General features: G+C 73.3%; 19 protein-coding genes. 8 read left to right on the forward strand and 11 right to left on the reverse strand.

Features of this window, described 5'->3' with window-relative positions:
- Nucleotides 1-3 precede the first annotated feature (3 nt).
- The 3 genes from iolB to mmsA are packed head-to-tail and all read left to right on the forward strand — an operon-like array spanning nucleotide 4 to nucleotide 4,243.
- Nucleotides 4-828: a 5-deoxy-glucuronate isomerase gene (gene iolB / locus ACFY0F_RS00335; RefSeq protein WP_388786633.1), complete on the forward strand. Its 825-nt coding sequence runs from the start codon at nucleotides 4-6 to the stop codon at nucleotides 826-828.
- On the forward strand, nucleotides 825-2,717 hold the full coding sequence (iolD, locus tag ACFY0F_RS00340) for a 3D-(3,5/4)-trihydroxycyclohexane-1,2-dione acylhydrolase (decyclizing) (RefSeq protein ID WP_388786636.1): 1,893 nt from the start codon (nucleotides 825-827) through the stop codon (nucleotides 2,715-2,717). Before iolB ends, iolD begins: the two co-directional genes overlap by 4 nt.
- A 14-nt stretch (nucleotides 2,718-2,731) precedes the next feature.
- A complete protein-coding gene (mmsA, locus tag ACFY0F_RS00345) occupies nucleotides 2,732-4,243 on the forward strand; it encodes a CoA-acylating methylmalonate-semialdehyde dehydrogenase (RefSeq protein ID WP_388786639.1) in 1,512 nt (503 codons plus the stop codon).
- A 52-nt stretch (nucleotides 4,244-4,295) separates the two neighbouring features.
- Here mmsA and ACFY0F_RS00350 read toward each other — a convergent pair whose 3' ends face one another.
- Nucleotides 4,296-4,457, reverse strand: coding sequence for a hypothetical protein (locus ACFY0F_RS00350; RefSeq protein ID WP_388786641.1), 162 nt, complete (start codon nucleotides 4,455-4,457; stop codon nucleotides 4,296-4,298).
- 225 nt (nucleotides 4,458-4,682) lie between these two features.
- Here ACFY0F_RS00350 and ACFY0F_RS00355 point away from each other — a divergent pair, with 225 nt between their 5' ends.
- A complete protein-coding gene (locus tag ACFY0F_RS00355; protein WP_388786643.1) occupies nucleotides 4,683-6,080 on the forward strand; it encodes an APC family permease in 1,398 nt (465 codons plus the stop codon).
- Nucleotides 6,081-6,083: 3 nt separating this feature from the next.
- On the opposite strand, the gene ACFY0F_RS00360 is transcribed toward ACFY0F_RS00355, so the two are convergent.
- Nucleotides 6,084-6,500: a GNAT family N-acetyltransferase gene (locus tag ACFY0F_RS00360; protein ID WP_388786645.1), complete on the reverse strand. Its 417-nt coding sequence runs from the start codon at nucleotides 6,498-6,500 to the stop codon at nucleotides 6,084-6,086.
- 115 nt (nucleotides 6,501-6,615) lie between these two features.
- Here ACFY0F_RS00360 and ACFY0F_RS00365 point away from each other — a divergent pair, with 115 nt between their 5' ends.
- The 3 genes from ACFY0F_RS00365 to ACFY0F_RS00375 all read left to right on the forward strand — a co-directional run bounded on the left by ACFY0F_RS00365 (nucleotide 6,616) and on the right by ACFY0F_RS00375 (nucleotide 11,100).
- Nucleotides 6,616-9,270, forward strand: a complete 2,655-nt coding sequence (locus tag ACFY0F_RS00365) for a CocE/NonD family hydrolase (RefSeq protein WP_388786647.1) — start codon at nucleotides 6,616-6,618, stop codon at nucleotides 9,268-9,270.
- On the forward strand, nucleotides 9,267-10,157 hold the full coding sequence (locus tag ACFY0F_RS00370; protein WP_388786650.1) for an ABC transporter permease: 891 nt from the start codon (nucleotides 9,267-9,269) through the stop codon (nucleotides 10,155-10,157). Before ACFY0F_RS00365 ends, ACFY0F_RS00370 begins: the two co-directional genes overlap by 4 nt.
- Before the next feature lie 346 nt (nucleotides 10,158-10,503).
- Entirely contained in the window at nucleotides 10,504-11,100 is a 597-nt protein-coding gene (locus ACFY0F_RS00375) for a chaplin (RefSeq protein WP_388786653.1), read from the forward strand.
- A gap of 174 nt (nucleotides 11,101-11,274) precedes the next feature.
- Here the strand turns inward: ACFY0F_RS00375 and ACFY0F_RS00380 are convergent, their stop codons facing one another.
- Both ACFY0F_RS00380 and ACFY0F_RS00385 read right to left on the reverse strand, forming a co-directional pair.
- Nucleotides 11,275-12,540 (reverse strand): NAD(P)-binding domain-containing protein, encoded by a 1,266-nt coding sequence (locus tag ACFY0F_RS00380; protein ID WP_388789106.1) that lies wholly within the window; start codon nucleotides 12,538-12,540, stop codon nucleotides 11,275-11,277.
- Between the two features lie 2 nt (nucleotides 12,541-12,542).
- Complete coding sequence (locus ACFY0F_RS00385; protein ID WP_388786656.1) at nucleotides 12,543-13,796, reverse strand: ATP-grasp domain-containing protein; 1,254 nt, start codon at nucleotides 13,794-13,796, stop codon at nucleotides 12,543-12,545.
- Nucleotides 13,797-13,969: 173 nt separating this feature from the next.
- On the opposite strand from ACFY0F_RS00385, the gene ACFY0F_RS00390 reads away from it, so the two are divergent.
- A complete protein-coding gene (locus ACFY0F_RS00390) occupies nucleotides 13,970-15,253 on the forward strand; it encodes a glycoside hydrolase family 26 protein (protein ID WP_388786659.1) in 1,284 nt (427 codons plus the stop codon).
- Nucleotides 15,254-15,300: 47 nt separating this feature from the next.
- Here ACFY0F_RS00390 and ACFY0F_RS00395 read toward each other — a convergent pair whose 3' ends face one another.
- From ACFY0F_RS00395 to ACFY0F_RS00425, 7 genes are all read right to left on the reverse strand, one after another.
- Nucleotides 15,301-15,957 carry a lipopolysaccharide biosynthesis protein gene (locus ACFY0F_RS00395; protein ID WP_388786661.1) on the reverse strand — a complete coding sequence of 219 codons (657 nt, stop codon included), beginning with the start codon at nucleotides 15,955-15,957 and terminating at the stop codon, nucleotides 15,301-15,303.
- Nucleotides 15,954-17,108, reverse strand: coding sequence for a glycosyltransferase (locus ACFY0F_RS00400; RefSeq protein ID WP_388786664.1), 1,155 nt, complete (start codon nucleotides 17,106-17,108; stop codon nucleotides 15,954-15,956). Before ACFY0F_RS00400 ends, ACFY0F_RS00395 begins: the two co-directional genes overlap by 4 nt.
- A 1-nt stretch (nucleotide 17,109) precedes the next feature.
- Nucleotides 17,110-17,883, reverse strand: a complete 774-nt coding sequence (locus ACFY0F_RS00405; protein WP_388786667.1) for a polysaccharide deacetylase family protein — start codon at nucleotides 17,881-17,883, stop codon at nucleotides 17,110-17,112.
- Nucleotides 17,867-19,567, reverse strand: coding sequence for a murein biosynthesis integral membrane protein MurJ (gene murJ / locus ACFY0F_RS00410; RefSeq protein ID WP_388786670.1), 1,701 nt, complete (start codon nucleotides 19,565-19,567; stop codon nucleotides 17,867-17,869). The genes ACFY0F_RS00405 and murJ overlap by 17 nt, the downstream gene beginning before the upstream one ends.
- A gap of 112 nt (nucleotides 19,568-19,679) precedes the next feature.
- Nucleotides 19,680-21,017, reverse strand: coding sequence for an O-antigen ligase family protein (locus tag ACFY0F_RS00415; protein ID WP_388786673.1), 1,338 nt, complete (start codon nucleotides 21,015-21,017; stop codon nucleotides 19,680-19,682).
- 5 nt (nucleotides 21,018-21,022) lie between these two features.
- A complete protein-coding gene (locus ACFY0F_RS00420; protein WP_388786676.1) occupies nucleotides 21,023-22,453 on the reverse strand; it encodes an exopolysaccharide biosynthesis polyprenyl glycosylphosphotransferase in 1,431 nt (476 codons plus the stop codon).
- Nucleotides 22,450-23,739 (reverse strand): glycosyltransferase family 4 protein, encoded by a 1,290-nt coding sequence (locus tag ACFY0F_RS00425; RefSeq protein ID WP_388786679.1) that lies wholly within the window; start codon nucleotides 23,737-23,739, stop codon nucleotides 22,450-22,452. Before ACFY0F_RS00425 ends, ACFY0F_RS00420 begins: the two co-directional genes overlap by 4 nt.
- Nucleotides 23,740-23,763: the final 24 nt, after the last annotated feature.

Genomic DNA, 23,763 nt, shown 5'->3' on the forward strand with positions numbered 1-23,763 from the left:
CGCATGACCAGCAACGACCTCTACCTCCGCCAGGGCGCGACCGCGGGCGCCCAGTATGTGCTCGACATCGACCCCAAGCGGGCCGGCTGGACCTACAGCAGCCTGCGCGTGGTCGAGCTGGAGCCGGGCGGCACCCACACGTTCACCACCGGCGACAGCGAATGGATCGTGCTTCCGCTGAGCGGCGGTTGTACGGTGCACGTGGAGGACGAAGAGTTCCAAGTCCTGGGCAGGGACAGCGTGTTCGACGGGGTCTCCGACTTCGTGTACACGCCCCGCGACGCCCGGGTCCAGATCGCCTCCGGCGCGGGAGGCCGCTTCGCCCTGGCAGGAGCGAAGTGCGAGCGACGACTCCCCGCCCGCTACGGCCCCGCGCCGGAGGTCCCCGTCGAAGACCGCGGCAGCGGCACCTGCGCCCGCCAGGTGCGCAACTTCGCCTCCGCGGACTCGTTCGACTGCGACCGGCTGATCGCCGTCGAGGTGATCACCCCGGGCGGGAACTGGTCCTCGTACCCGCCGCACAAGCACGACGAGCACCGGCCCGGCGAGGAAGCGGAGCTTGAGGAGATCTACTACTTCGAGATCGACGGCCCGAACGGTTTCGGCTACCAACGCGTATTCCCCTCCCGTGAGGGCGGATCGGACGTCCTCGCGGAGGTCCGCACCGGCGACGCCGTCCTCGTCCCCGACGGATGGCACGGCCCGTCGATCGCCCAGCCCGGCCACGCCATGTACTACCTGAACGTCATGGCCGGTCCGGGCGAGACTCGGGAATGGCGGATCTGCTTCCACCCGGACCACGTCGAAAGCACTGGGGGTTACCGATGACGGCGCAGACCTCAACGACGAGGCTCACGGTCGCACAGGCGCTCGTCCGCTTCCTGTCCGCCCAGTACACCGAGCGGGACGGGGTACGGCAGCGGCTGATCGGCGCCACCTGGGGCATCTTCGGCCACGGCAACGTGGCGGGCCTCGGGCAGGCGCTCGTCGAGTACGCCGGCGACATGCCCTACCACCAGGGCCGCAACGAGCAGTCCATGGTGCACGCGGCGGTCGGCTACGCGCGTCAGTCGAACCGCCTGTCCACGCACGCGGTGACGACCTCCATCGGCCCCGGCGCGACCAACCTGGTCACCGGCGCCGCGCTCGCCACCATCAACCACCTCCCGGTCCTGCTGCTGCCGGGCGACATCTTCGCGACCCGCCCGGCGGACCCGGTGCTCCAGCAGCTCGAGGTGCCGTACGCGGGCGACGTGTCGGTCAACGACTGCCTGCGCCCGGTGTCCAGGTACTTCGACCGGATCACCCGGCCGGAGGCCCTGATCCCGGCCGCCCTGCAGGCGATGCGCGTCCTCACCGACCCCGTGGACACGGGCGCCGTCACCCTCGCGCTGCCGCAGGACGTCCAGGCCGAGGCGTACGACTGGCCCGAGGAGTTCTTCGCCGAGCGGGTGTGGACCGTACGGCGGCCGGGCGCGGACCCGGCCGAACTCGCCGAGGCCGTACGGGCGATCCGGGCCGCGAAGCGGCCGCTCGTCATCGCGGGCGGCGGAGTCCACCACAGCCGCGCCGAGGAGGCCCTCGCCGAGTTCGCGGCGGCGACCCGGATACCGGTCGCGTCCACCCAGGCCGGCAAGGGCTCCCTGCGCCACGACCACCCGCAGGACGTCGGCGGCGTCGGCCACACCGGCACCGCCACCGCCGACGAACTCGCCCGCACCGCCGACCTGGTGATCGGCGTCGGCACCCGGTACACGGACTTCACCACCGCCTCCGGCACCCTCTTCGAGCACCCGGACGTCCGTTTCCTCAACCTCAACATCGCGCCCTACGACGGCCACAAGCTCGCCGGGATCCCGCTGGTCGCGGACGCCCGCAGCGGACTGCAGGAGCTGACCGAGGCGCTGGCGATGCACGACCACCGGGTCGCCGACCCGTACGCCGCCGAGTACAGCGAGGACAAGGAGCGCTGGGAGCAGCGCGTCGACGCCTGCTACGAGGCCGAAGAGCCCGACGTCCGGCCGACGCAGCCGCAGGTGCTGGGCGCGCTGGACGCGATCGTCGACGAGACGGACGTGATCATCAACGCGGCCGGCTCGCTCCCCGGCGACCTGCACAAGCTGTGGCGCACCCGGTCGCGTGACCAGTACCACCTGGAGTACGGCTACTCCTGCATGGGCTACGAGATCCCGGCCGCGATCGGTGTGAAGATGGCCGCCCCGGACCGGCCGGTCTGGGCGCTGGTCGGTGACGGGACGTACCTGATGATGCCGACGGAGATCGTCACGGCGGTGCAGGAGGGGATCGCGATCAAGATCCTGCTCGTGCAGAACCACGGGTACGCCTCGATCGGCGGTCTGTCGGAGTCGGTCGGCGGCGAACGGTTCGGCACCGCCTACCGCTACACCGCCGACGACGGCACCTTCACCGGCGCCCCGCTGCCCGTCGACCTCGCCGCCAACGTGGCCAGCCTGGGCATGCGGGTGCTGCGCGCGAAGACCGTGCGGGACCTGCGCGCGGCGCTCGCCGAGGCGCGGGCCGCCGACACTCCCACATGTGTCTACGTGGAGACCGAAACCGCAGACACAGTGTCGGGCGCGCCCCCGGCGCAGGCCTGGTGGGATGTTCCTGTGGCCGAGACCGCGACCCGATCGTCCGCGGTCAAGGCACGTGAGCTGTACGAACGGCACGTCTCGACCCGTCGCCGCCATCTGTGAAGGAGTACTCGGTCATGACGAAGATCGTCAACCACTGGATCGGCGGCAAGCCCGTTGAATCCGCCGCGGGCGCCTCGGGTACGTACGGGCCGGTCACGGACCCGGCGACCGGTGCGGTCACCACGAAGGTCGCGTTCGCGACGGTCGACGAGGTGGACGCGGCGGTCGCCGCCGCCAAGGACGCCTACGCGACCTGGGGCCAGTCCTCGCTGGCCCAGCGCACGTCCATCCTGTTCAAGTTCCGGGCCCTGCTGGACGCCAACCGCGACGCGATCGCCGAGCTGATCACCGCCGAGCACGGCAAGGTGCACTCCGACGCGCTCGGTGAGGTGGCCCGCGGTCTGGAGATCGTGGACCTCGCGTGCGGCATCAGCGTGCAGTTGAAGGGCGAGCTGTCGACGCAGGTCGCCAGCCGGGTGGACGTGTCCTCGATCCGGCAGCCGCTGGGTGTCGTCGCGGGCATCACGCCGTTCAACTTCCCGGCGATGGTGCCGATGTGGATGTTCCCGATCGCCATCGCGTGCGGCAACACCTTCGTGCTGAAGCCGTCGGAGAAGGACCCGTCGGCGTCGGTCAAGATCGCCGAGCTGCTGGCGGAAGCCGGTCTGCCGGACGGTGTGTTCAACGTCGTCCACGGCGACAAGGTGGCCGTTGACCGCCTGCTGGAGCACCCGGACGTCAAGGCGGTCTCCTTCGTCGGCTCCACCCCGATCGCCCGCTACATCCACACCACCGCCTCCGCCAACGGCAAGCGCGTACAGGCGCTGGGCGGCGCCAAGAACCACATGCTGGTGCTGCCCGACGCCGACCTGGACGCGGCGGCCGACGCGGCGGTCTCCGCCGCCTACGGCTCGGCGGGCGAGCGCTGCATGGCGATCTCCGCGGTCGTGGCGGTCGGCGCGATCGGCGACGAGCTGGTGGAGAAGATCCGCGAGCGCGCCGAGAAGATCAAGATCGGCCCCGGCAACGACCCGACGTCCGAGATGGGCCCGCTGATCACCAAGGTCCACCGCGACAAGGTGGCGTCGTACGTGGAGGGCGCGGCGGCCGAGGGCGCCGAGGTGGTGCTCGACGGCACGGGCTTCACGGTGGACGGCTACGAGGACGGCCACTGGATCGGCATCTCCCTGCTCGACAAGGTGCCCACGTCCGCGAAGGCCTACCAGGACGAGATCTTCGGCCCGGTCCTGTGCGTGCTGCGCGTCGACACCTACGAGGAGGGCGTGGCGCTGATCAACGCGTCCCCCTTCGGCAACGGCACCGCGATCTTCACCCGGGACGGCGGCGCGGCCCGCCGCTTCCAGCTGGAGATCGAGGCCGGCATGGTCGGCGTGAACGTGCCGATCCCGGTCCCCGTCGGCTACCACAGCTTCGGCGGCTGGAAGGACTCGCTCTTCGGCGACCACCACATCTACGGCAACGACGGCACGCACTTCTACACCCGCGGCAAGGTCGTCACCACCCGCTGGCCCGACCCGGCCGACGCCCCGGCGGGCGTGGACCTGGGCTTCCCGCGCAACCACTGACGTCCGCACGGTGCCCCGTCCTCTCCGTGGGAGGGGCGGGGCACCGGTGCGATCAGCTCTGCTTCTGCTTCATACGCACCGGAAGGTCACCGGAGCCGACCCAGACGTCCATGGTGATCGAGGTGATGCCGAGCGCCGTGCCCACCGGGGTGTCCCTGCCGTAGGCATCCTTCTGCGGAGGCTGCCGGCAGCGCCGCCGTACACGCCCTGACACCGGCGCGACTGCTTCGGCGCGACTTTTTTGACACCGGCCCTGCGGTTCCCGTACAGGCCAAAAGCGGGACGGCTGTTACGGAAACTGCCGTATTCGCGATCAATGGCGCTCGGAATCTACGGATTCCGTAGGCAAATACCCATTGACGCGCGGTTTTCGTCGGGGTTCCATTCCCCTCAATCCCAGCCGCCGGAGGCATCCGCACGAGTCGATCGGACCCGCCGCATGACCGATACGCTCCGCCCTGTCGAGACCGCCGACCTTGAGTCGGCCGGCAGTCCCCAGACCCTCAAGCGCTCCATCGGGGTGGTCGGCGGCACCTTGCTCACGCTGTCCTGCGTGACGCCCGCCTCCACGCTCTTCGTGGTCGTCCCGGACCTGTTCGGTTCGCTCGGCACCGCCACCGCCCTGACGATCGCCATCGGGTCGCTGCTGTGCGTCGCCGTGGCTTTCTGTTACTCGGAGCTGGGCACCCTCATCCCCAGCGCGGGCGGCGAGTACGCCATGGTGTCGACGCTGGCCGGGCGGCTCGCGGGCTGGCTGGTGTTCGTGCTGTCCCTGCTGGTCGTCATGATCGTGCCGCCGGTGATCGCCATGGGCACCGCCGACTACCTGGCACCGGTCGTCCACCTCGACCCGGCCATGACCGGCGCCGGCGTGATGCTGCTGGCCACCCTCGCCGGGCTGCTGGACCTGCGCGCCAACGCCTGGATCACCGGGATCTTCCTGGTGCTGGAGGTCGTCGCCGCCGGGGTCGTCGCCGTGCTGGGCTTCACGCACGCCCACCGTGGCCTCGGCAGCCTCACCGCGATGCAGGTCGCGGGCCCGAAGGGGCACACCGACACCGTCACGGCCATGCTGGTCGTCTCCGGGCTCGCCATCGCCCTCTTCGTCACCCAGGGCTTCTCGACCGCCGTCTACCTCTCCGAGGAGCTGGAGCACCCGCGTCGCAACGTCGCCCGCACCGTGCTGGCCACCCTCGCCATCTCCACCGTGGTCATCCTGGTCCCGGTCGCCGCCATCACCCTGGGCGCGTCCGACCTGAAGGAGCTGACCGGCGGTGACATCAGCTCCATGGTCACCGCCTGGTCCGACTCCGCCGTCGGCACCTTCGTCAGCCTGTGCGTCGCTCTCGCGATCATCAACGCGGGCATCGTCATGGTCATCCAGAACTCCCGCGTCCTGTTCGCCTCCGCCCGCGACAAGGCCTGGCCCGAGCCGGTCAACGACGTCTTCGCCAAGCTCGGCCGCTTCGGCTCCCCCTGGGTCGCCACGCTCGCGGTCGGCGTCCCCGGCGCGCTGCTCTGCTTCGTCGACCTGGACACGCTGTACGGCGTCACCGGCGTCTCCGTGACCGGCATGTACCTGCTCGTCGCCGTCGCCGCCCTGCTGGCCCGCCGCGGCCACCACAAGCACACGCCCGCCTGGCGCATGCCGCTGTGGCCCGCGATGCCGGTGCTGCTGATCGTGGTGCTCGGCTACGTCCTCAGTCAGCAGGAGACCAGCTATCTGCTGTGGACCGGCGGCATCACCGCCGTCGCCACCCTCTACTGGGCCCTCTACCTCCGCCCGCGCCGCGACACCCGCTGGCTGGTGTCCATCCCGGAGGACGCCCGGGCCTGACGCTCACGCGAAGTCCCACGTCACCACCGAGCACGTACCGTCGCCCTTGCCGCCCGCACTGCGATACGCGGCGAGGGCGACGTCGTTCCCGGTGTCGACCAGGACCCACATCCCGTAGGAGCCCAGCTCCCGCCCCAGCGCCGCGAGCCGGAGGACCAGCGCCCGCCCGACCCCCCGCCGCCGGTGGGGCTCCGCGACCGCGAGCTCGTACAGGAACATCTCGGTGCCCTTGTCGGGGTGGACGGTCTCGACGCCGCTGACGAAGCCCACGGGGACGTCGGCGCCGTCCTCGTAGGCCAGGAACAGATGGTGCCCGGCGGCCGTCAGGAAGCGCTCGGCCCACTCGGTGCGGACGGCGTGGTCGAAGAGGTGCTCGGCGGCGGCGACCTCGGCCACCGAGTTCGCGCGGCGGATTTCCATGGGTCTTCGTACCACGGCTGGTGTACGCGGCGGGAGGACCGTACTCCCCGGGGAGGGCCGGGGGTTCGGCCCCGGGGTTGCATCGGTTGTCGGCGGTGGCCCGTACCGTTGACGCATGGATCTTCGACTGCCCGGTGTGCGAGGGCTGCTTCGGGGGCCGCGGCGGATGCTGGCCGCCGCGGCCGCCGTCGTCGTGCTCGCCGGTGCCGGTACGTGGACGGCCGTCGCCTCCGACGACACGCCCCCGGTGCGCCGGACCGACCGGGTGATGAGCATGGGCGGCGGGGTGCGCATCGACACCTCGTACTTCACCTCCGGCTCCGCCGGCCGCCGCCCCGCCGTCCTGCTGGCGCACGGCTTCGGCGGCAGCAAGGACGACGTACGGCAGCAGGCGGAGGACCTCGCCAGAGACGGGTACGCGGTGCTGACCTGGTCGGCGCGCGGCTTCGGGCACTCGACGGGGAAGATCGGCGTCAACGACCCCAAGGGCGAGGTCGCCGACGTCTCCCGGCTCATCGACTGGCTGGCGAAGCAGCCCCAGGTCCGGCTCGACAAGGCGGGCGACCCGCGCGTGGGCATGGCCGGCGCCTCCTACGGCGGCGCCGTCTCCCTGCTGGCCGCCGGGTACGACCACCGGGTGGACGCCATCGCCCCGTCGATCACCTACTGGAACCTCGCGGACGCCCTGCTCCCGAACGGCGTGTACAAGAAGCTCTGGGCCGGGATCTTCTTCAACGAGGGCGGCGGCTGCGCCAGGTTCGAGCCCGCGCTGTGCCGGATGTACGACCGGGTCGCCGAGTCGGGCAAGCCGGACGCCGCGGCGCGGAAACTGCTCGAGGAGCGCTCGCCGTCCGCCGTGGCCGACCGCATCAAGGTGCCGACCCTGCTGACCCAGGGGCAGACCGACTCCCTGTTCACGCTCGCCCAGTCCGACGCCGCCGAGAAGGCGATCCACGCGAACGGCGCGCCCGTGGACGTCGACTGGATCGCGGGCGGGCACGACGGCGGCGACATGGAGACCGGCCGCGTCCAGGCGCGCGTCACCGCCTGGTTCGACCGCTACCTCAAGGGCGACAAGGGCGTCGACACCGGCCCCGCCTTCCGCAGCACCCGCACCGGAGGCGTCGACTCCACCGACGGCGCCGCCCAACTGCGGGGCGCGACCGCGGACACCTACCCGGGACTGGAGAGCGGCCGGCGGACGATCGCGCTGCGCGGCGGCGAACAGCACGTCACCAACCCCCCGGGATCCAGCCCGCCCGGTGTCTCCGCCCTGCCCGGCCTGGGCGGCTCGGGCGGCCTCGCCCAGTTGTCCTCCCTCGGAGTCGGGGTGTCCCTGGACTTCCCCGGCCAGTACGCCGCCTTCGACTCCGCCCCGGTGGGCGGCGACCTGCAGATCACCGGCTCGCCCACCGCCACCGTCCACGTCACCTCCACGAGCGAGGACGCCGTGCTCTTCGGGAAGGTGTACGACGTCTCGCCCGACGGCGGCCGGCAGGTGCTGCCCTCCCAACTGGTCGCCCCGGTCCGGGTCGCGGGCGCCAAGTCCGGCAAGGACGTCACCGTCACGCTCCCGTCGGTCGACCACGAGGTGCAGAAGGGCCACCGGCTGCGCCTCGTCCTCGCCTCCACCGACCTCGGCTACGCCTCCCCGGCGGCCCCGGCCACCTACACCGTCTCCCTGAAGGGCGGCGGCCTGAGCGTGCCGACGGCCCCCGCGGTGGACACGGCGGCGGCCCCGCTGCCCGCGTGGGTGTGGTGGCTGCCCGCGGCGGGCGCGGCGGCCGCGCTGGCCCTGCTGGTGACCGGCCGCCGCCGCACGGCCGCCCCGGGACCGGACCCCGAGCTGGCCGAAGTCCCGCTGCAGATAACGGACCTGAGCAAGCGGTACGCGAAGTCCGCGGACCGGTACGCGGTGCGGGAGCTGTCCTTCCGGGTGGAGAAGGGCCAGGTCCTCGGCCTGCTCGGGCCGAACGGCGCGGGCAAGACGACGACCCTGCGCATGCTGATGGGCCTGATCCGGCCCGACGGCGGCGAGATCCGCGTCTTCGGGCACGCGATCCGGCCGGGCGCGCCGGTGCTGTCCCGGGTCGGCGCGTTCGTGGAGGGCGCGGGTTTCCTGCCGCACCTGTCCGGTCGGGAGAACCTGGAACTGTACTGGCGGGCCACCGGCCGCCCGGCCGGGGACGCGCACCTGGAGGAGGCCCTGGAGATCGCGGGCCTCGGTGACGCGCTCGCCCGCGCGGTCCGCACCTACTCCCAGGGCATGCGCCAGCGCCTGGCCATCGCCCAGGCCATGCTCGGCCTGCCCGATCTGCTCATCCTCGACGAACCCACCAACGGCCTCGACCCGCCCCAGATCCGCGAGATGCGCGAGGTGATGATCCGTTACGCGGCCGCCGGGCGCACGGTGATCGTCTCCAGCCATCTGCTGGCGGAGGTCGAGCAGTCCTGCACGCACCTGGTGGTGATGGACCGGGGCCGGCTCGTCCAGGCCGGGCCGGTGGCCCAGATCGTCGGCTCCGGCGACACCCTGCTGGTCGGCACCGCCGCGCCCGTGGAGGAGCCGGTCGTGGAGAAGGTGGCCGCGCTGCCGGGCGTCGCCTCGGCCGTCCGCGCCGAGGGCGGGCTCCTCGTCCGGCTCGAAGCCGAGGCGAGCGCCCCGCGGCTGGTCGCCGAACTCGTCCGGCTCGACATCCCGGTGGAGTCCGTCGGCCCCCACCGCCGACTGGAGGACGCCTTCCTCACCCTGATCGGAGGCACGGCATGAGCACGCTCGCCGAGCAGCAGGAGACCGCCCCGCGCCCGGAGCCCGTCGGGACCGCCTCCGGCTACCGGGCCGGCCGCACCCTGCCCCTGAGGGTGGAGCTGGTCCGGCAGCTCAAGCGGCGCCGGACACTGATGATGGGCGGGATCCTCGCCGTCCTGCCCTTCGTCCTGGTCGTCGCCTTCGCCGTCGGCGGCGACCCCGGGGGCCGCAACAACCAGGTCACGCTGATGGACACGGCGACCTCGTCCGGCGCCAACTTCGCCGCGGTGAACCTGTTCGTGTCGGCGGGCTTCCTGCTGGTGATCCCCGTCGCCCTGTTCTGCGGGGACACGGTGGCCTCGGAGGCGAGCTGGTCCTCGCTGCGCTATCTGCTCGCCGCGCCCGTGCCCCGGGCCCGGCTGCTGTGGTCCAAGCTCGTCGTGGGGCTCGGGCTCAGCCTGGCCGCGATGGTGCTGTTGCCGGTCGTGGCGCTGGCCGTCGGCACGGCCCGCTACGGCTGGGGCCCGCTGCAGATCCCCACCGGCGGCGCGCTCGACTCGGGGACGGCGGCCCAGCGCCTGCTGGTGGTCGTCGCGTACATCTTCGTGTCCCAACTGGTCACCGCCGGGCTCGCCTTCTGGCTGTCGACGAAGACGGACGCCCCGCTGGGCGCGGTCGGCGGCGCGGTCGGCCTCACCATCGTCGGCAACGTCCTCGACGCCGTCACCGCCCTCGGGCACTGGCGCGACTTCCTGCCCGCGCACTGGCAGTTCGCCTGGGCCGACGCCGTCCAGTCGCGCCCCGAGTGGTCCGGCATGATCCAGGGCACCGCGATATCCGTCACGTACGCCCTGGTGCTGTTCGCCCTGGCCTTTCGCGGGTTCGCCCGGAAAGACATCGTGTCGTAGCGCAGCCCGCCAACCGGGTGAATCCCCGCAACCAATTCTGCGCCGCCGGGTTGATGAAGCAGTGGGGCATGCGACGCCACGAGAAAGGAACGCGCAGTGCTCAAGAGCTTCTGCCCTCGGTATGCCGGTGACAGCCGCTCCCACGGCGCTCGCCATCGGCGGCGATAACGGGCCGGGTTCGCTGCTCCGCCACGGTCACAGGGGCTTTCTCGGCGGGCTTTCCGTATTCCGGTCGGCCTGACGGCGGATCGGTCCAACCTCCCCCACCGTGTCATGGCCGGCCTTGGACGTCGATGTCCGTTCCGAGGCCGGCTTTCCCAGTTCTTCAAGCAGGAAGATAACCACATTGCGACAGACCCTGAGCAGGGGAGTGTTCGCGGCGACCGCCGCCACGGGCATTCTGTCCCTGTCCTGCAGCGCCGCCATCGCCGACGCGGACGCGCTGGGCGGCACCAAGGATTCCGGTGGCACGCTGGCCGGGAACGTGGTGCAGGTTCCGATCCATGCGCCGGTGAACATCTGCGGCAACACCATCAGCGGGATCGCGGCGCTCAACGCGGCGTTCGGCAACGACTGCGGCAACGACTCGCGGTCGAAGGCGTCCTCCGACGAGGACGCCGACACGCCGCCGTCGTCGTCGGGTTCGGGCGAGACGTCCTCGCCCGGCGACGACGATGACGACTGCCCGACGCCCACGCCGTCCACCACCCCCACCGCGACTCCGCCGCCCCCCACGCGTGTCGTCGAGAAGCCGCGTCCGACGACCCCGCCCACGCGGACCAGGACGGCGACGCCCCCGGCCGACGAGCAGCAGCAGGGTGAGCCGCCCCAGCTCGCCGAGACCGGCAGCAAGACGATGCTGGCGACCTCGGCCGCCAGCGCCGCACTGCTCGCCGGCGGGGTGCTGATGTACCGCCGCGGCCGCGCCGCCGCCCGGCGCTAGCGAAGTCCGGGGCGCCGGAAGCCGTCCCGCGGCCGGCCCGCCCGGCAGCGAGCCGGCTCCGGGCAGCGACGAGGACGCCGGCCTCCGGCGCACGGCATCCGCGCACCCAGGGCCAGGGCCGCTGACGGCCGGCTCACCGTCAGCGGCCCACGGGTACCCGCCCACGGTGCCTGGTCAGCGACGCACCGGCGTCGGCGCCCATTCCCGCTTGCCGGCTCCGGGTACGGGGATCGTCCCGCCCGCCGGGGTCTTCCGCAGCCGACGGCGTACCCCTCGCACGAGGGTCGAGGCCGTGAAGGTCGCGCCGTGGACGAAGCGCATGGCGGGCCCGAAGCCGGAGGCGGTGACCAGGCCCGCCATGAACAGGCCGGGATGGGAGGACTCGAACTCACGACCGACCGCGGGAGAGCCGTCGGGCAGCGCCGCCAGCGTTCCGCGCAACTCCTCGGAGAGCAGCCCGAGCCGGTCGCAGCGCGCCCGGAACCCCGTGGCGGCGATGACGTGTTCGGTCTCCAGCGTGCGCGGGCCGCCGTTGCGGCTCGCCAAGTCCAGCCGTACCCCGCCGGGCACCGCACGGGCCGAGGTGACCTGGTGGCCCGGCAGCAGCTCCACCGCGCCCTCCACCCGGTCGCGCACCCACCACGCACCCGCCGGCCCCAGCGCCGTGGCCGCGATGCGCTGCCGGGTCGGCTCCGGCAGGCGCCGGAAGTAGTTGGGGCGCTCGGAGTAGAACCAGTTCCGCCAGCCGGGGCCGAGCCCGCTGTGCGGGGAGCGGATGTTCTGCCACAGGGGGCGCTCCCAGGGCGGCGGCACGTCGTTCCACACCAGCCGGTCCGCCCGTGCCAGCACCCGTACCCGGGTGCCCTGCTCGGCGAGCAGCGCCGCGGTCTCCAGGGCCGCCTGGCCGCCGCCGATCACCGTGACGTCGCCGCCCCGGAAACGGTCCAGGTCGCTGTGGTGGCTGCTGTGCGTCACCAGCGCGGGGTGCAGTCCGCGCAGCGCCTGCGGTACCTCGACGAACGGCATCACACCGACCGCGAGCGCGACGGTCCGCGCGTGCAGCGCCTCCCCGTCCTCGGTCACCACGGTGAATCCGCCGGGAACGGACGCCACCCGGGTCACCATGCGCTCGTCCACCTCCGGTACGGCATGGCGCGCGAACCACAGGCCGTACGACGCGAACGCCTCGACCGGGATCGGCTCGGCGTGCCGTGCCGTCATGCCCTGCTCCGCGCAGTACACCTCCAGCCGCCAGCGCCCCGCCGGGTCGGAGAGGTTGGAGGCCCACGGCTCCGACTTCAGGAACATCCCGCGGGGCATGTTGTCCCGCCAGGAGGCCATGGGCCGGCCGAACACACGCAGGTTCAGCCCGGCTGACGCAGCATGGGAGGCGATCGACAGGCCGTAGGGGCCTGCCCCCACCACCACTAGGTCGTACATCATCAACTGCTCGCTTTCTCATCGTCGGTCAGGGCGGGGGAAGCCGCCCGGGGGGTCGGAAGCTGCGCCGGTGCCGGTGTCGTCGCGCCCAGCCGTTCCCGCAGCCGGCGGGACACATGGCGGCACCACAGGGCCCACATCGCCCATCCCGGGACGCGGTCGTCCCGGGCGTACCAGGCCAGTTCGCGTCCGCCCGGTGCCGGGCGCAGCGCGGCGAGCGGCGCGTAGTTCTCCACCACGAACGCCCGCCCCGCCGTCGGGATCCCGTCCGGCAGCGGGCGGCCCGTCAGATCCAGGTGCAGGGCGCGTACGACGTCGAGCCCGGAGCTGTCCGAGAACAGCCGGAACTGGGCGCCGGGGCGCGGGTTGAAGTCGAGGAGGTGATAGCGGCCGGTCGTGCCGCAGCGGCGGAAGTCCAGGTCGAAGACGCCGCGGTAGCCCAGCTCGCCGACCAGGCGCTCGGCCGACGCCTGCACCTCGGCGTTGGGGGTCCAGCAGCCCACCGCGGTCAGTCCCGCGCCACGGGGCCAGGCGAGCTGCTTGCGGCCCGGCCCGCCCGCGCGGACGGTGCCCGACCGGTCGGCGTAGCCGTGGAAGAACCAGTCCCGGTCCGGCCCGGGCGGCAGGTACGCCTGCAACAGCAGAGCGCTGCCCGCCTCCTCGGTGCGCAGGTACAGCTCCCGGGCCTGCTGCGCGGTGCGCACGAGCGCGGTGCTGCGCAGTCCGCTGCCGGCGGGCAGCAGCCAGGGCCGGCTCCACTTCGCGACCAACGGCAGCCCGAGCCGCCGCACGGCGTCGTCGACCGCCGCCGGGCCGTCCGGGACCAGGGTCACCGGGTGCGGGACGTCCGCGGTGGCGCACACGGCGGCCAGTTCCGCCTTGTCGGCGACGCGTTCGGCCAGCGCGCCCGGCATCGCCGGCAGCAGGTAGGAGGGCGCGAGTTCGTCCCGCAGCCGTGCCGTGGCGATCGCGCACGCGTCGTCCATCGGCACCAGGACGGCGGGACGGGCGACCCGGTCGGCCACCCGGCGCAGCACGGCGAGGATGTCGTCCGGGGAGGCGTCCGGGGGCGGCGGGGGATGCATCCGGCTCACGTATCGGGACCTGCGGACAGGGCTTCCCACCGCGTCGGCGACGACATGGACCTCCACGCCCGCCCTGCCGAGCGAACGCACGGCCCCGAGTGTTCCGTGGTGAAAGGGATTCCGGTCGGTCCGCAGCAGTACGGCGGGGACCCGGGTGTCGAGCAGCGACACGAATTCTCTTTTCTTCAGATTTCTTCAGATCGGCTCACCCGCTTGGGCGAGCGCTGTACTCGAAAGCCGTAATGGCGGTGGCGCCGCCGGCTTTCCTGTGCCTCACTTCAAATGACAGGGCGTCAAAAACGCGATGACCGAAAGTCCGGACGACAGCGAAGAAAGGTGCGGGCATGGCCCCAGAGCACAGGCGGGCCCGGGGCGGCCTGCTGGCCTTGGGCGCGGTGACGGTGGCCGTCTCCGCCGTCCTGGCCTCTGGTCTGTCGGCGAGGGTGGAGGTGCTGGACGACGACCGTGCCCCGGCTCCGGTGCCGCCCCCGCCCAGACCCGCGGTGAGCGTCCCGGCCGTTCCCGCACCCACCGTCACACCGCCGGTCCCCGATCCGCCGGCCGTCCCCGGCCTGCCGAAGCCGCCTTCGCTCCCGCCGCCGGCGCAACGGCCGGCCTTCGGGGCCTTCCTCGGCTCCGACGCCAGCGGCATCGCACGGATGCGCGAGCTCAGCCGCTGGCTGGGCGGCGCCGACCTGCGGGTCGGCCACACCTACCTGCCCGGCAACCGCTGGAGCGACATCGAGGGCGCCCTCGGCTTCCTCGACGCCTGGGCGCGCTGGCGGGACGAGAGGGCCGACCGGATGCTCGTCCTCAACGTCCCCCTGCAGGAACGCAACGAGGCGGGCGTCTCCGACGCCGAGGTCCGGCAACTCCTGCGGCGGGGCGCCGCGGGGGAGTTCGACCACCACTTCCGCGCCCTGGCCGAGCGGCTGGTGCGCCTGAAGGTGCCCGACACCGTCCTCGTGCTCGGCTGGGAGATGAACGGCGTCACCTACACCCACCGCTGCGGGCCGGACCCGGAGTCCTGGAAGAGGTACTGGAGGAGGATCGTCGCCACCATGCGTTCGGTGCCGGGCCAGAGGTTCCGGTTCGATTTCGCACCGAGCCGCGGCCGGGACGCCGTTCCGTGGACGCAGTGTTATCCGGGGGACGACGCGGTCGACATCATCGGCATGGATTCCTACGACCAGCCGGCCGGGCTGTCGTTCGACCAGCAGGTGACGGAGCCCTACGGACTCCAGGCGCACGTGGATTTCGCGCGAGCCCACCGCAAACCCATCTCGTACCCCGAATGGGGGCTTTTCCGCAACGGCGACAACCCCCAGTACATGGGGCGCATGCTCGCGTGGATGGACGCGCACCACCCGCTCTACAACACGCTGACCGACTACTGCCCGCACGGTGTGTGGCAGTGCGACGCCAACCCCGCATCGTCCCGCGTCTACCGGGAGTTCCTCTACGGCCGCACCGACCAGCCGCACCAGCACCCCACGCCCGCGTCGCACCCCACACCGCAGCCGACCCCGCCCGCCCCGCCGTCCCCGCCGGACTGCGCGTCGGTGGACCTCGGTGACTGGGTGGAGGACTGGCTCGGCGGACGGCTCTGCATCAGCTTCCACTGGTGAGCGCGCACCGGCCGGCGCGCCCACGAGCCCGGCCGGGTGCACCGGCGTCACCGCTTGCCTTTCACATCGGCGGCGGCGGCCGGGCCGGGCACCGACGCGGCGGGGGCGGGTTCGTCGTCCTTCAGGGGCCGCCTCGGCCGTGCCAGCAGGACCAGGCCGCCGAGCAACCCGCCCGCGCTCGCGCCCACCAGGGCGGTCACCGTCGTGGAAGCGGACGTGGGTTCCGTCGGCTTGCCCGCCCGGGAGAACTGCACGAGCTCGACATGGGTGCTGCGCTTGGCCGCGTTCGCCTGCCGGGTCAGCGAGCGGGAGACGGCGTTGGCCATGTCCTTGGCCCGCTGCGGGCGCGAGGAGGTGGCCGACACGGCGACCATCGGCGCGTCCGGTGAGGTGGCCGCCTGCACGCTGCGCTGCAACGTGCGCACCGAGACGCCCGCCCCGTACCGGGCGTCCGTGAGCACGGCGAGCTGTGTGGCGATGCGGCCGTAGGCCTGCGCGAAACCGAGGGCCGAGCCGGACTCGGCCTGCCCGGTCGGTACGACGATGACGTAGCTCGTGGCCGTGTACTTCGGAGGGGTCAGCTCGCCGTACGCGCCGCCGAGCAGGCCGCCGACGAGGGCGCCGGCCGCGAGCAGCGACCAGGACGGCAACCTGCCGACCCAGGCCGGGGACAGACGGCGCTGACGCTTCGGTGTGTCGGTCATGACGGGCTTGCTCCCAGAGGTGAAAGGGACGACGACGGGCTGGAGACCGCTGCTGCATACACGTCCATGAGCCGGGCTGCGCTGCGGGTGATGCTGTAGCGGTGCGCGGCCTCCGGGGCCGTGCGCGGCCGGGGGCCCGCCGCCCGGACCTCGGCGATCGCGCGGGCGTACGCCTCGGGGCCGCCGCGTACGCACCAGGCGCCGGCGGCGGCCGACGGCGGCAGGTCCTCGATCGCCGGGCAGGAGGCGTAGAGCACGGGCAGACCGGAGGCCAGCGCCTCGACGACCGCCAGGCCGAACGCCTCCTCCGTGGACGGGGCCGCGAGCAGGTCCATCGCGGAGGTGAGCGCGGGCAGGTCCGGGCCCGGGGAGCCGTCGGGGACGTAGGGACGTTCGCCGGTGAACAGGACACGGTCGGACACCCCGGCCTCGTGCGCCGTGCGGCGCAGCACGTGCTCCTCGGGCCCGCTGCCGACCAGCAGCAGCCAGTGGTCGTCCGGCAGCCGGGTGAGCGCGCGCACCAGGACGTCGAACCGCTTGCCCTGGGCGAGCCTGCCGACACCGCCGACGACGTACGCGCCCTCCGGCAGGCCGAGCCGCCGGCGGGTGAGCTCGCGCCGCTCCCGGTCGAAGCGGAAGCGGTCCAGGTCGATGCCGTTGGGGACGACCTCGATACGGGGCGCGGGCACGCCCCAGCGCTTCAGGCGGTCGGCCACCGTGGGGGAGACGGCGACCGTGGCCGAGCCGAGGCGTTCGCTGGCGAGGTACAGCGCGCGTACCCCCGCCGTCAGCGCGCGGCCCTCCATCTGCGAGTCGCCGAGGGAGTGTTCGGTGGCGACGACCGCGCGGACCCCGGCGATGCGTGCGGCGGGCCGGCCGTAGACGCAGGCCCGGTACAGGTGCGTGTGCACGAGGTCGTAGCGGCCGGCGCGGATCAGCCGGACCAGCCGGGGCAGGGCGGGCAGGTCGCGGTTGCCGCCCATGCCGAGGTGCGTGACGCGCACACCGTCGGCGGTCAGGCCCTCGGCGACCGCACCGGGGTTGGTGAGCGTGACGACGTCGCATTCGACGGGCAGGTGGCGCAGCATCAGGCGCAGCTGCTGTTCGGCCCCGCCGGTGCCGAGTCCGGTGATGATGTGCAGAGCCCTCATCTCACAGCCCCTCCACCGGACGCCGGCGCAGCCGGTGCAGACGGTGCTTGAGGTGCAGCCGCCAGGCCGTGTCGTTCTGGCCGACGTGTACGCGCGGCAGGGCGTGCGGGCCGGTCAGCGGGCCGGGATCGATGGCGCAGGCGTAGCCGTATCCCGCTTCCCTTACGGCCGCGACGGCGCGGGCGTCGACCGTTCCGTACGGGTAGCAGAAGCCGTCGATCCGGGTGCCGGTGAGCTCCTCGAGCCGTGCGCGGCTCTCGGTGACCTCGGTCTTGAGGGTGAGGTCGTCGGCCTTGGTGAGGTCGACGTGCGTCAGCCCGTGCGAGCCGATCTCCACGCCCTCGGCGGCCGCGTGCCGGATGCCGTCCGCGGTCAGCAGCGGCTTGCGCGGGCCGAGCGGGTCCCAGGCGTTGTCGCCGCCCAGCCGTCCCGGCAGGACGAACAGGGTGGCGCCGCAGCCCCAGCGGCGCAGGCGCGGCAGGGCCTCGGTGACGAAGTCGGCGTACCCGTCGTCGAAGGTGAGCCCGGCCAGCCCTCGCCCCTCGCCCCGGGCACGGGCGGCGAGGAGCTCGGCCACGGACACGCCCCGCAGCCCGTGCCGGCGCAGCCACGCGAGCTGCTTCTCCAGCCGCTCGGGCGTGACGGTGATGCGGTACGGGTCGTCGGAGCAGTCACCCACCGAGTGGTACATCGCCACCCACGGGATCGGGCCCGGACGGGGGACGGGGGGTCTGCCGGTGTCGAGGGAGTCAGCGGAATCAACGGGAGCGGCCATGTGTGAGCCTTCGTGTGACGGTGCGTACGGAGCGCAGTGCGGATGCGAGGCCCTGGGCCCCCGGGCCGGCGGAGCCCAGGGCCCAGGCGAGCGGGACGAAGACGGCGCTCACGGTCAGGCAGCCGGCCGCGAGACCCACCGCCGGGGAGTCGGGCCGGCTCGCGACGAACGCCCCGGCGACGGTGGCGACGACCGCCGCGCGCACCGGCCTGCTCAGCTCGGTCAGTACCTGCCGGACGTGGAGCGGGACGCTGTGCGGGCTGTCCTGCCGGTTCCGCAGGCCGGCCAGCAGCAGGGCGGCCGTGACGGTGATGCCGAGGGCGTTGGCGGCGGCGATCCCCGCGACACCGCAGGTGCCCACGGTCGCGGCGCCCACCCAGGACGTCACGGCGATGCCCGCGGCCATCGCGCCGACCGGGTACCAGCTCGGCCGGCCCCCCGAGAAGTACGTGCGGACCAGGGCGCCGACCAGGGTCTGGCCCAGCAGCCCGAGGGCGTACACGCGCATGACGTCGGCGGTGGCCGCCGTGTCGGCCGCGGTGAACGCCCCCCGCTGGAAGAGGAGTTCGATCATCTGGGGAGCGCAGGCGATCACCGCGCACATGCCCAGCAGCACCAGGCAGGACGCCACCGCCAGGTCCCGCTGCACACGGCGGCGGGCCCGTTCGGTGTCGCCGTCGGCGAGCGCCCGCGCCACCACCGGGAAGGTGACGGTGCACACCATCAGCGACAGCGTCATCGGGATCTGCGCGACCTTCTGCGCGTAGTTCAGGTGCGAGATGGCCCCGGCGGGCAGGGTGGAGGCGAGGAAGCGTTCGACGAGCACCTGCGACTGGCGGCACAGCGCGAACAGCAGTACGGCGGCGACCAGGGCGAGTTGCACCGGCCGCTCCTCGACGTCGGCCCCGGCCTCGCGGGACGGACGGGTACGTGTCGTGAGCTGCTGCCACAGCGAGGGGAGCTGCACCACCACCATCAGGCAGCCGCCCGCCGCGACCCCGACCGCCGCGGAGCGCACCCCCCAGTGCCCGCCGAGCAGGAACATCGCGGCGATGATGCCGGTGTTGTAGGCGACGTAGATCGCCGCGGGCGCGACGAACCGGCGGTGCGCCCGCAGGGCGGCGCTGCAGTAGCCCGCGAGCCCGAAGCCCAGCACGCAGGTGGCCGTGAACCGGGTGCAGTCGGCGGCGAGTTCCGGGTCGGGCAGTCCGGGAGCCAGGGCCTGCACCAGATAGGGGGCCGCCCCGGCGATCACCGCGGCCACCGCCGCGAAGGCGAGACAGAGCCGGGGCAGGGTGGCGACGACCAGGGCACGGACCGGGTCGCCCGGGGCGCCCCGGGCGCGGCGGGCCAGCGCCATGCTGAACGCGGGGATCAGCACCAGCGCCAGCCCGTCCTCGATGAGCAGCGTGGCGGCGAACTCCGGCACCGTCCACGCGACCAGGAAGGCGTCCGTGTCGCTCCCGGCACCGAACAGCCGCGCCAGCGCCTGGTCGCGTACCAGGCCGAGCACGGAGCCGGCGATGGACAGCGACGCCGTGACCAGCGCGGCCCTGGCGAGGAACTTCCGAGAGGCCGAGGTCGGGTCGGCGCCGTCCACGGCCATGTCGGCGGCGCGCGCCGCGGGGACGGTCGCCGCGGTGTCGCTCTCGGACCCGGGCGTTCGGGAAGGTCTCACCGTCATCGCGCCACGACCTCCTCGGCCCGCCGACCCGCCCGGGCGTGCGGCGCGGCCTGCGCGGGGGCGGTCGCCGTGCTGTTCGTCCGGGACCCGGGCGGTCGGACAGGTTTCGTCGTCATCGCGCCACGACCTCCTCGAAACGCGGGTCCGCGGCCGCCCGCGGCGCGGTCCGCGCCCGTTCGTCACCGGCCAGCGCCCACCACGCCACGAGCCCCAGGCCCATGGCGGTCAGCACGGTCGAGGGGCCGCCGATGTCCCCGTACACGAAGTCGGTCAGCAGCCAGACCAGCAGCCCGCAGGCGACGAGCGCGCAGTCGAGCCCCGGTCCGCGGCGGCCAATCAGCCTCCGCAGCCCGCACACCAGCAGCGCCAGCCAGCCCCCGGCGAGCGCCAGCAGCCCGATCAGGCCCTGCTCGCTGAGCACCAGCAGATACATGTTGTGCGGCGACAGCAGCGCCTGCCTGCGGTAGCTGACGCCCGCGCCCGCGATCTCGGCGCCCGAGGACAGCGCCAGGGTGGCGTGCCCGTCCCGGTACTCGGGGAAGCCCTTCAGCCCGACCCCGGTCAGCGGGTGCTGGCGCCACATGCCGGTGGCGGACGCCCACAGGGTGTACCGGTCGACGACGGACTGGTCGGGGGCGTCGGTGACCTGGGCGATGCTGTCGATCCGCTGCTGCAGCAACGCGCTGCCGACACCGAACCCGCCCACCAGGATCACGCCCACGGCGGCCACGGCAGCGGCCACCTTCAGCGCGCGCCGCAGCCCTGCCAGCACGAGCTGCACCGCGCAGGTCACGGCGGTCGCGATCCAGGCACCCCGGCTGAAGGACACCGCGAGCGGCGCCAGCAGGGCCAGCGCACACCCGGCGCCGACGGCCCGCTGCCGTACGGAGGCCCGGCCGAGGGCGATGCCCACCGCGCACACCAGGCCGAGGGCGACCGCCTCGGCCATGCCCATCACGTCCTGCGCCCCGAAGGTGCCGACCGCCCGGATGTCCGCGCCCTGGTAGGAGGCGCCGGTCCGGGTGACGAACTGGTGGACGCCGATGGCCCCCTGCCACAGGGCGAGCCCCACGAACGACCAGGCCAGCAGCCGGAAGTCGCCCCGGTCGCGGATCAGCAGCAACACCGCGGCCGGGACGAGCACGAAGACCTGCAGATAGCGGCCGAGGCCGGAGAGTCCGGCCTCGGGCGAGGAAGCCCCCATGGCGGCGAGGGTGAGCCCCACGACCGGCAGGCCCAGCACCACGGCCGCCGTGGGCGGCAGCGGGCGCCGCCGCTCACGCAGGAGACGGGTCACGCAGTACACCACCATCAGCCCGGAGACCACGTCGGCGGGCTCCGCGCCGCCCGGCGTCACCGGCAGGACCAGCAGGGCGACCACGGCCACCGCGGGCAGCACCGGAGCCGCCGCGGCGGCCCGGCGCGGGAGCGGTGTCAGGGCGTGGGTCACGTCGTTCAGCTCCCCGTCGGACGCACCAGCGAGGCCGCGGTGCGCAGCAGGATGCAGACGTCCTGCCACAGCGACCAGTTGTCGATGTAGGCGTTGTCGAACCGGCTGCGGTCCTCGATGGAGGTGTCACCGCGCAGCCCGTGGATCTGGGCGAGACCGGTGATACCGACCCGCATCCGGTGACGGGCCGCGTAACCGGGGTACGTCTGGCTGAACTGGGCCACGAAGTAGGGGCGTTCGGGCCGCGGGCCGACCAGGCTCATGTCGCCGCGGAGCACGTTCCACAGCTGCAGCAGCTCATCGAGCGAGGTGCGCCGCAACATACGGCAGAACCAGCGCATCTCGCTCTCGTTCGCCACGCTCCACCGGGTCGCGGACTCGTGCTCGTCGACCGGCCGGTGCGTACGGAACTTCAGCAGCGTGAACGGTCTGCCCTTCTTGCCGATGCGCTCCTGGCGGAACACCACGCCCGGCCCGTCGCAGATCCGCAGCGTCACCGCGCACAGCAGGAGGAGGGGACTGACCAGCAGCAGCAGCGTCCCCGAGACGAGGATGTCGAGCAGCCGCTTGCCCACGCCCTCGCGGCGCGCGGGGGACAGGTCCAGAAGCCGGCAGGAGAACCCGGCCAACCGCTCCTTCGCCGTGTACGACGGTGAGTCCGGGTCGACCTCCCACACCGCGCAGCCCGACTCGGCCAGCGTCTGCAGCAGCGACCCCTGTTCGGCGCGGGCGGAGGGGTGGACGGCCAGCACGGCGCGCACCCCGTTCTGGATGACCGCGCGCTTGACCTCCTCACCGGTCGTCAGCACCGGCAGGCCCTCGCCGGCGCCGTCCGGCTGGTCGGCGACGATGCCCACGGGGCGTACACCGCACCGCGGGTGACGCAGCAGGGCGGCGGCCACGCGTTGCGCGGTCGCCACCGGGCCGACGATGAGCGCGGTGTGCGGATGGCGCAGCAGCGCGGCGTGCCGCCGTCCGTGCACGACGCCGCGGAGCACACCGGCCGCCGCCGCCTGTACGGCGACGCCCGTCAGTACGGTGCCGACGGACAGGGCGTGCTCCGGCCGGTACGCCGCCACCAGCGCCGCGAGCGCCAGCCAGGTCACCGCGATGCGGCCCCATACGGCGGGCAGTTCCTCCAGCAGACCCGGCACCGGTGGCCGGACCTCGCGCGGGCGCAGCAGCAGGGATGCGGCGATCAGCACGGCCGCGAACACCGGCTGGTGCCGGGCCTCGGTGAGGGCCAGGGCACCGGCGAGGGCGGCGGTGCCGTCCGCGACGAGCAGCGGAACCGGTGAGTGCGGACGCGCCGGGGGCCGCGGGCCGGGGAACCGGAGACCGGTGGGCGTGCCGCGCGGCGGCATGAGCGAGACGGGTGAGGACTGGTGGTCCCTCGGCTGCACGCCGGGGGAGGGGACGGTACGTTCGGCGGTCACGAGTGGTTCGACTCCCTGTGCTCGGTGGGCGCGACGCGCTGTGTTGACTGGTTCGCCTCGGCGCCACCGCCGGTGTCGAGCGGCCGGCCGTGCTGGGCGCCGCGGGCCTGGGGATGGTCGAGCCCTCGGGGCGGGCCCGTCCTCGATGCGGTGGGCGGGGTGCCGAGCAGATCGCGGTAGACGTCCGCGACCGCCCTGGCGGTGTTCCGCACGTCATGGGTGGACAGCACGTGCCGGCGGGCCCGGTCGCCGAGCGACGCGCGCAGCTGCGGGTCGAGCAGCAACTCCGTGACCTGTGCGGCCAGCACCGCCGGGTCGTCCGGGGGGACCAGGCACCGGTCGGCGAAGGAGGCCGGCAGGCTCTCGCGGGCGCCGTCGACGTCCGTGACCACGACGGGCCGGCCGCAGGCCATCGCCTCCAGCGGCGCCAGTGCCATGCCCTCCCAACGGGACGGCAGGACGACGAGGTCGGCGGCCTGGTACCAGGGGCGGGCGTCGGCGACCGCGCCCGCGAACACCACCGACCCGGGGGCGTGTGCGCGAAGCCGGTCGCCGTCCGGCCCGTCACCGACGAGGACGAGACGGGCGTCGGGCACTTCGCGCACGACGTCGTTCCACGCCTGCAGCAGGACGTCCTGCCCCTTCTGCCGGCACAGCCGTCCCACGCACACCACGAGCGGCGCCGCCGGGTGGAGGCCGGCGAGCGATGGGAGCCCGGCCCGCACCGGACCGGCCGGGGCCGGGCGGAAGTGCTCGGGGTCGATGCCGTTGGGGATGACGGTCCACCGGCCGGTGATCCCGGCGCGTACGCCGGTGGCGCGCTCGGCCTCGCTGACGCACACGATCCGGGTGGCCCAACGCGCGCCCCGCCGCTCCCAGTTGAGCGCCAGTCCCGCGGTGACCCCGCCGACCGCCTCGAACGACCAGGCGTGCGGCTGGAAGACCGTGGGAATCCGCCCGCGCACCGCCAGGCGTCCGGCGAGACCCGCCTTCGCGCTGTGCGCGTGCACCAGGTCGGGACGCACCTCGCCGGTCAGCCGGGTGAGGTGCCGTACCTCCCGCAGCAGCGACGGGCCCGGCGACCGTGTCGCCGGCCAGTGCCGTACGGTCGCGCCGAGTTCCGCGAGCCGCGTGGTCAGTGCGCTGTCGGGGCAGGCCACGGTGACGTCCAGGCCGTCCGCCAGCTGTGCCCGGACCAGATCCGTCACAACGCGTGCGACCCCGCCGTCCACCGGTTGGGTGAGGTGCAGGACCCGCGGCCGGGGGCCGGTGGATGACAGATGCATATGCGCGGTTTCCTCGCTCGCGGA

This window comes from Streptomyces sp. NPDC001544 (assembly GCF_042894285.1).
Lineage (GTDB): Bacteria > Actinomycetota > Actinomycetes > Streptomycetales > Streptomycetaceae > Streptomyces.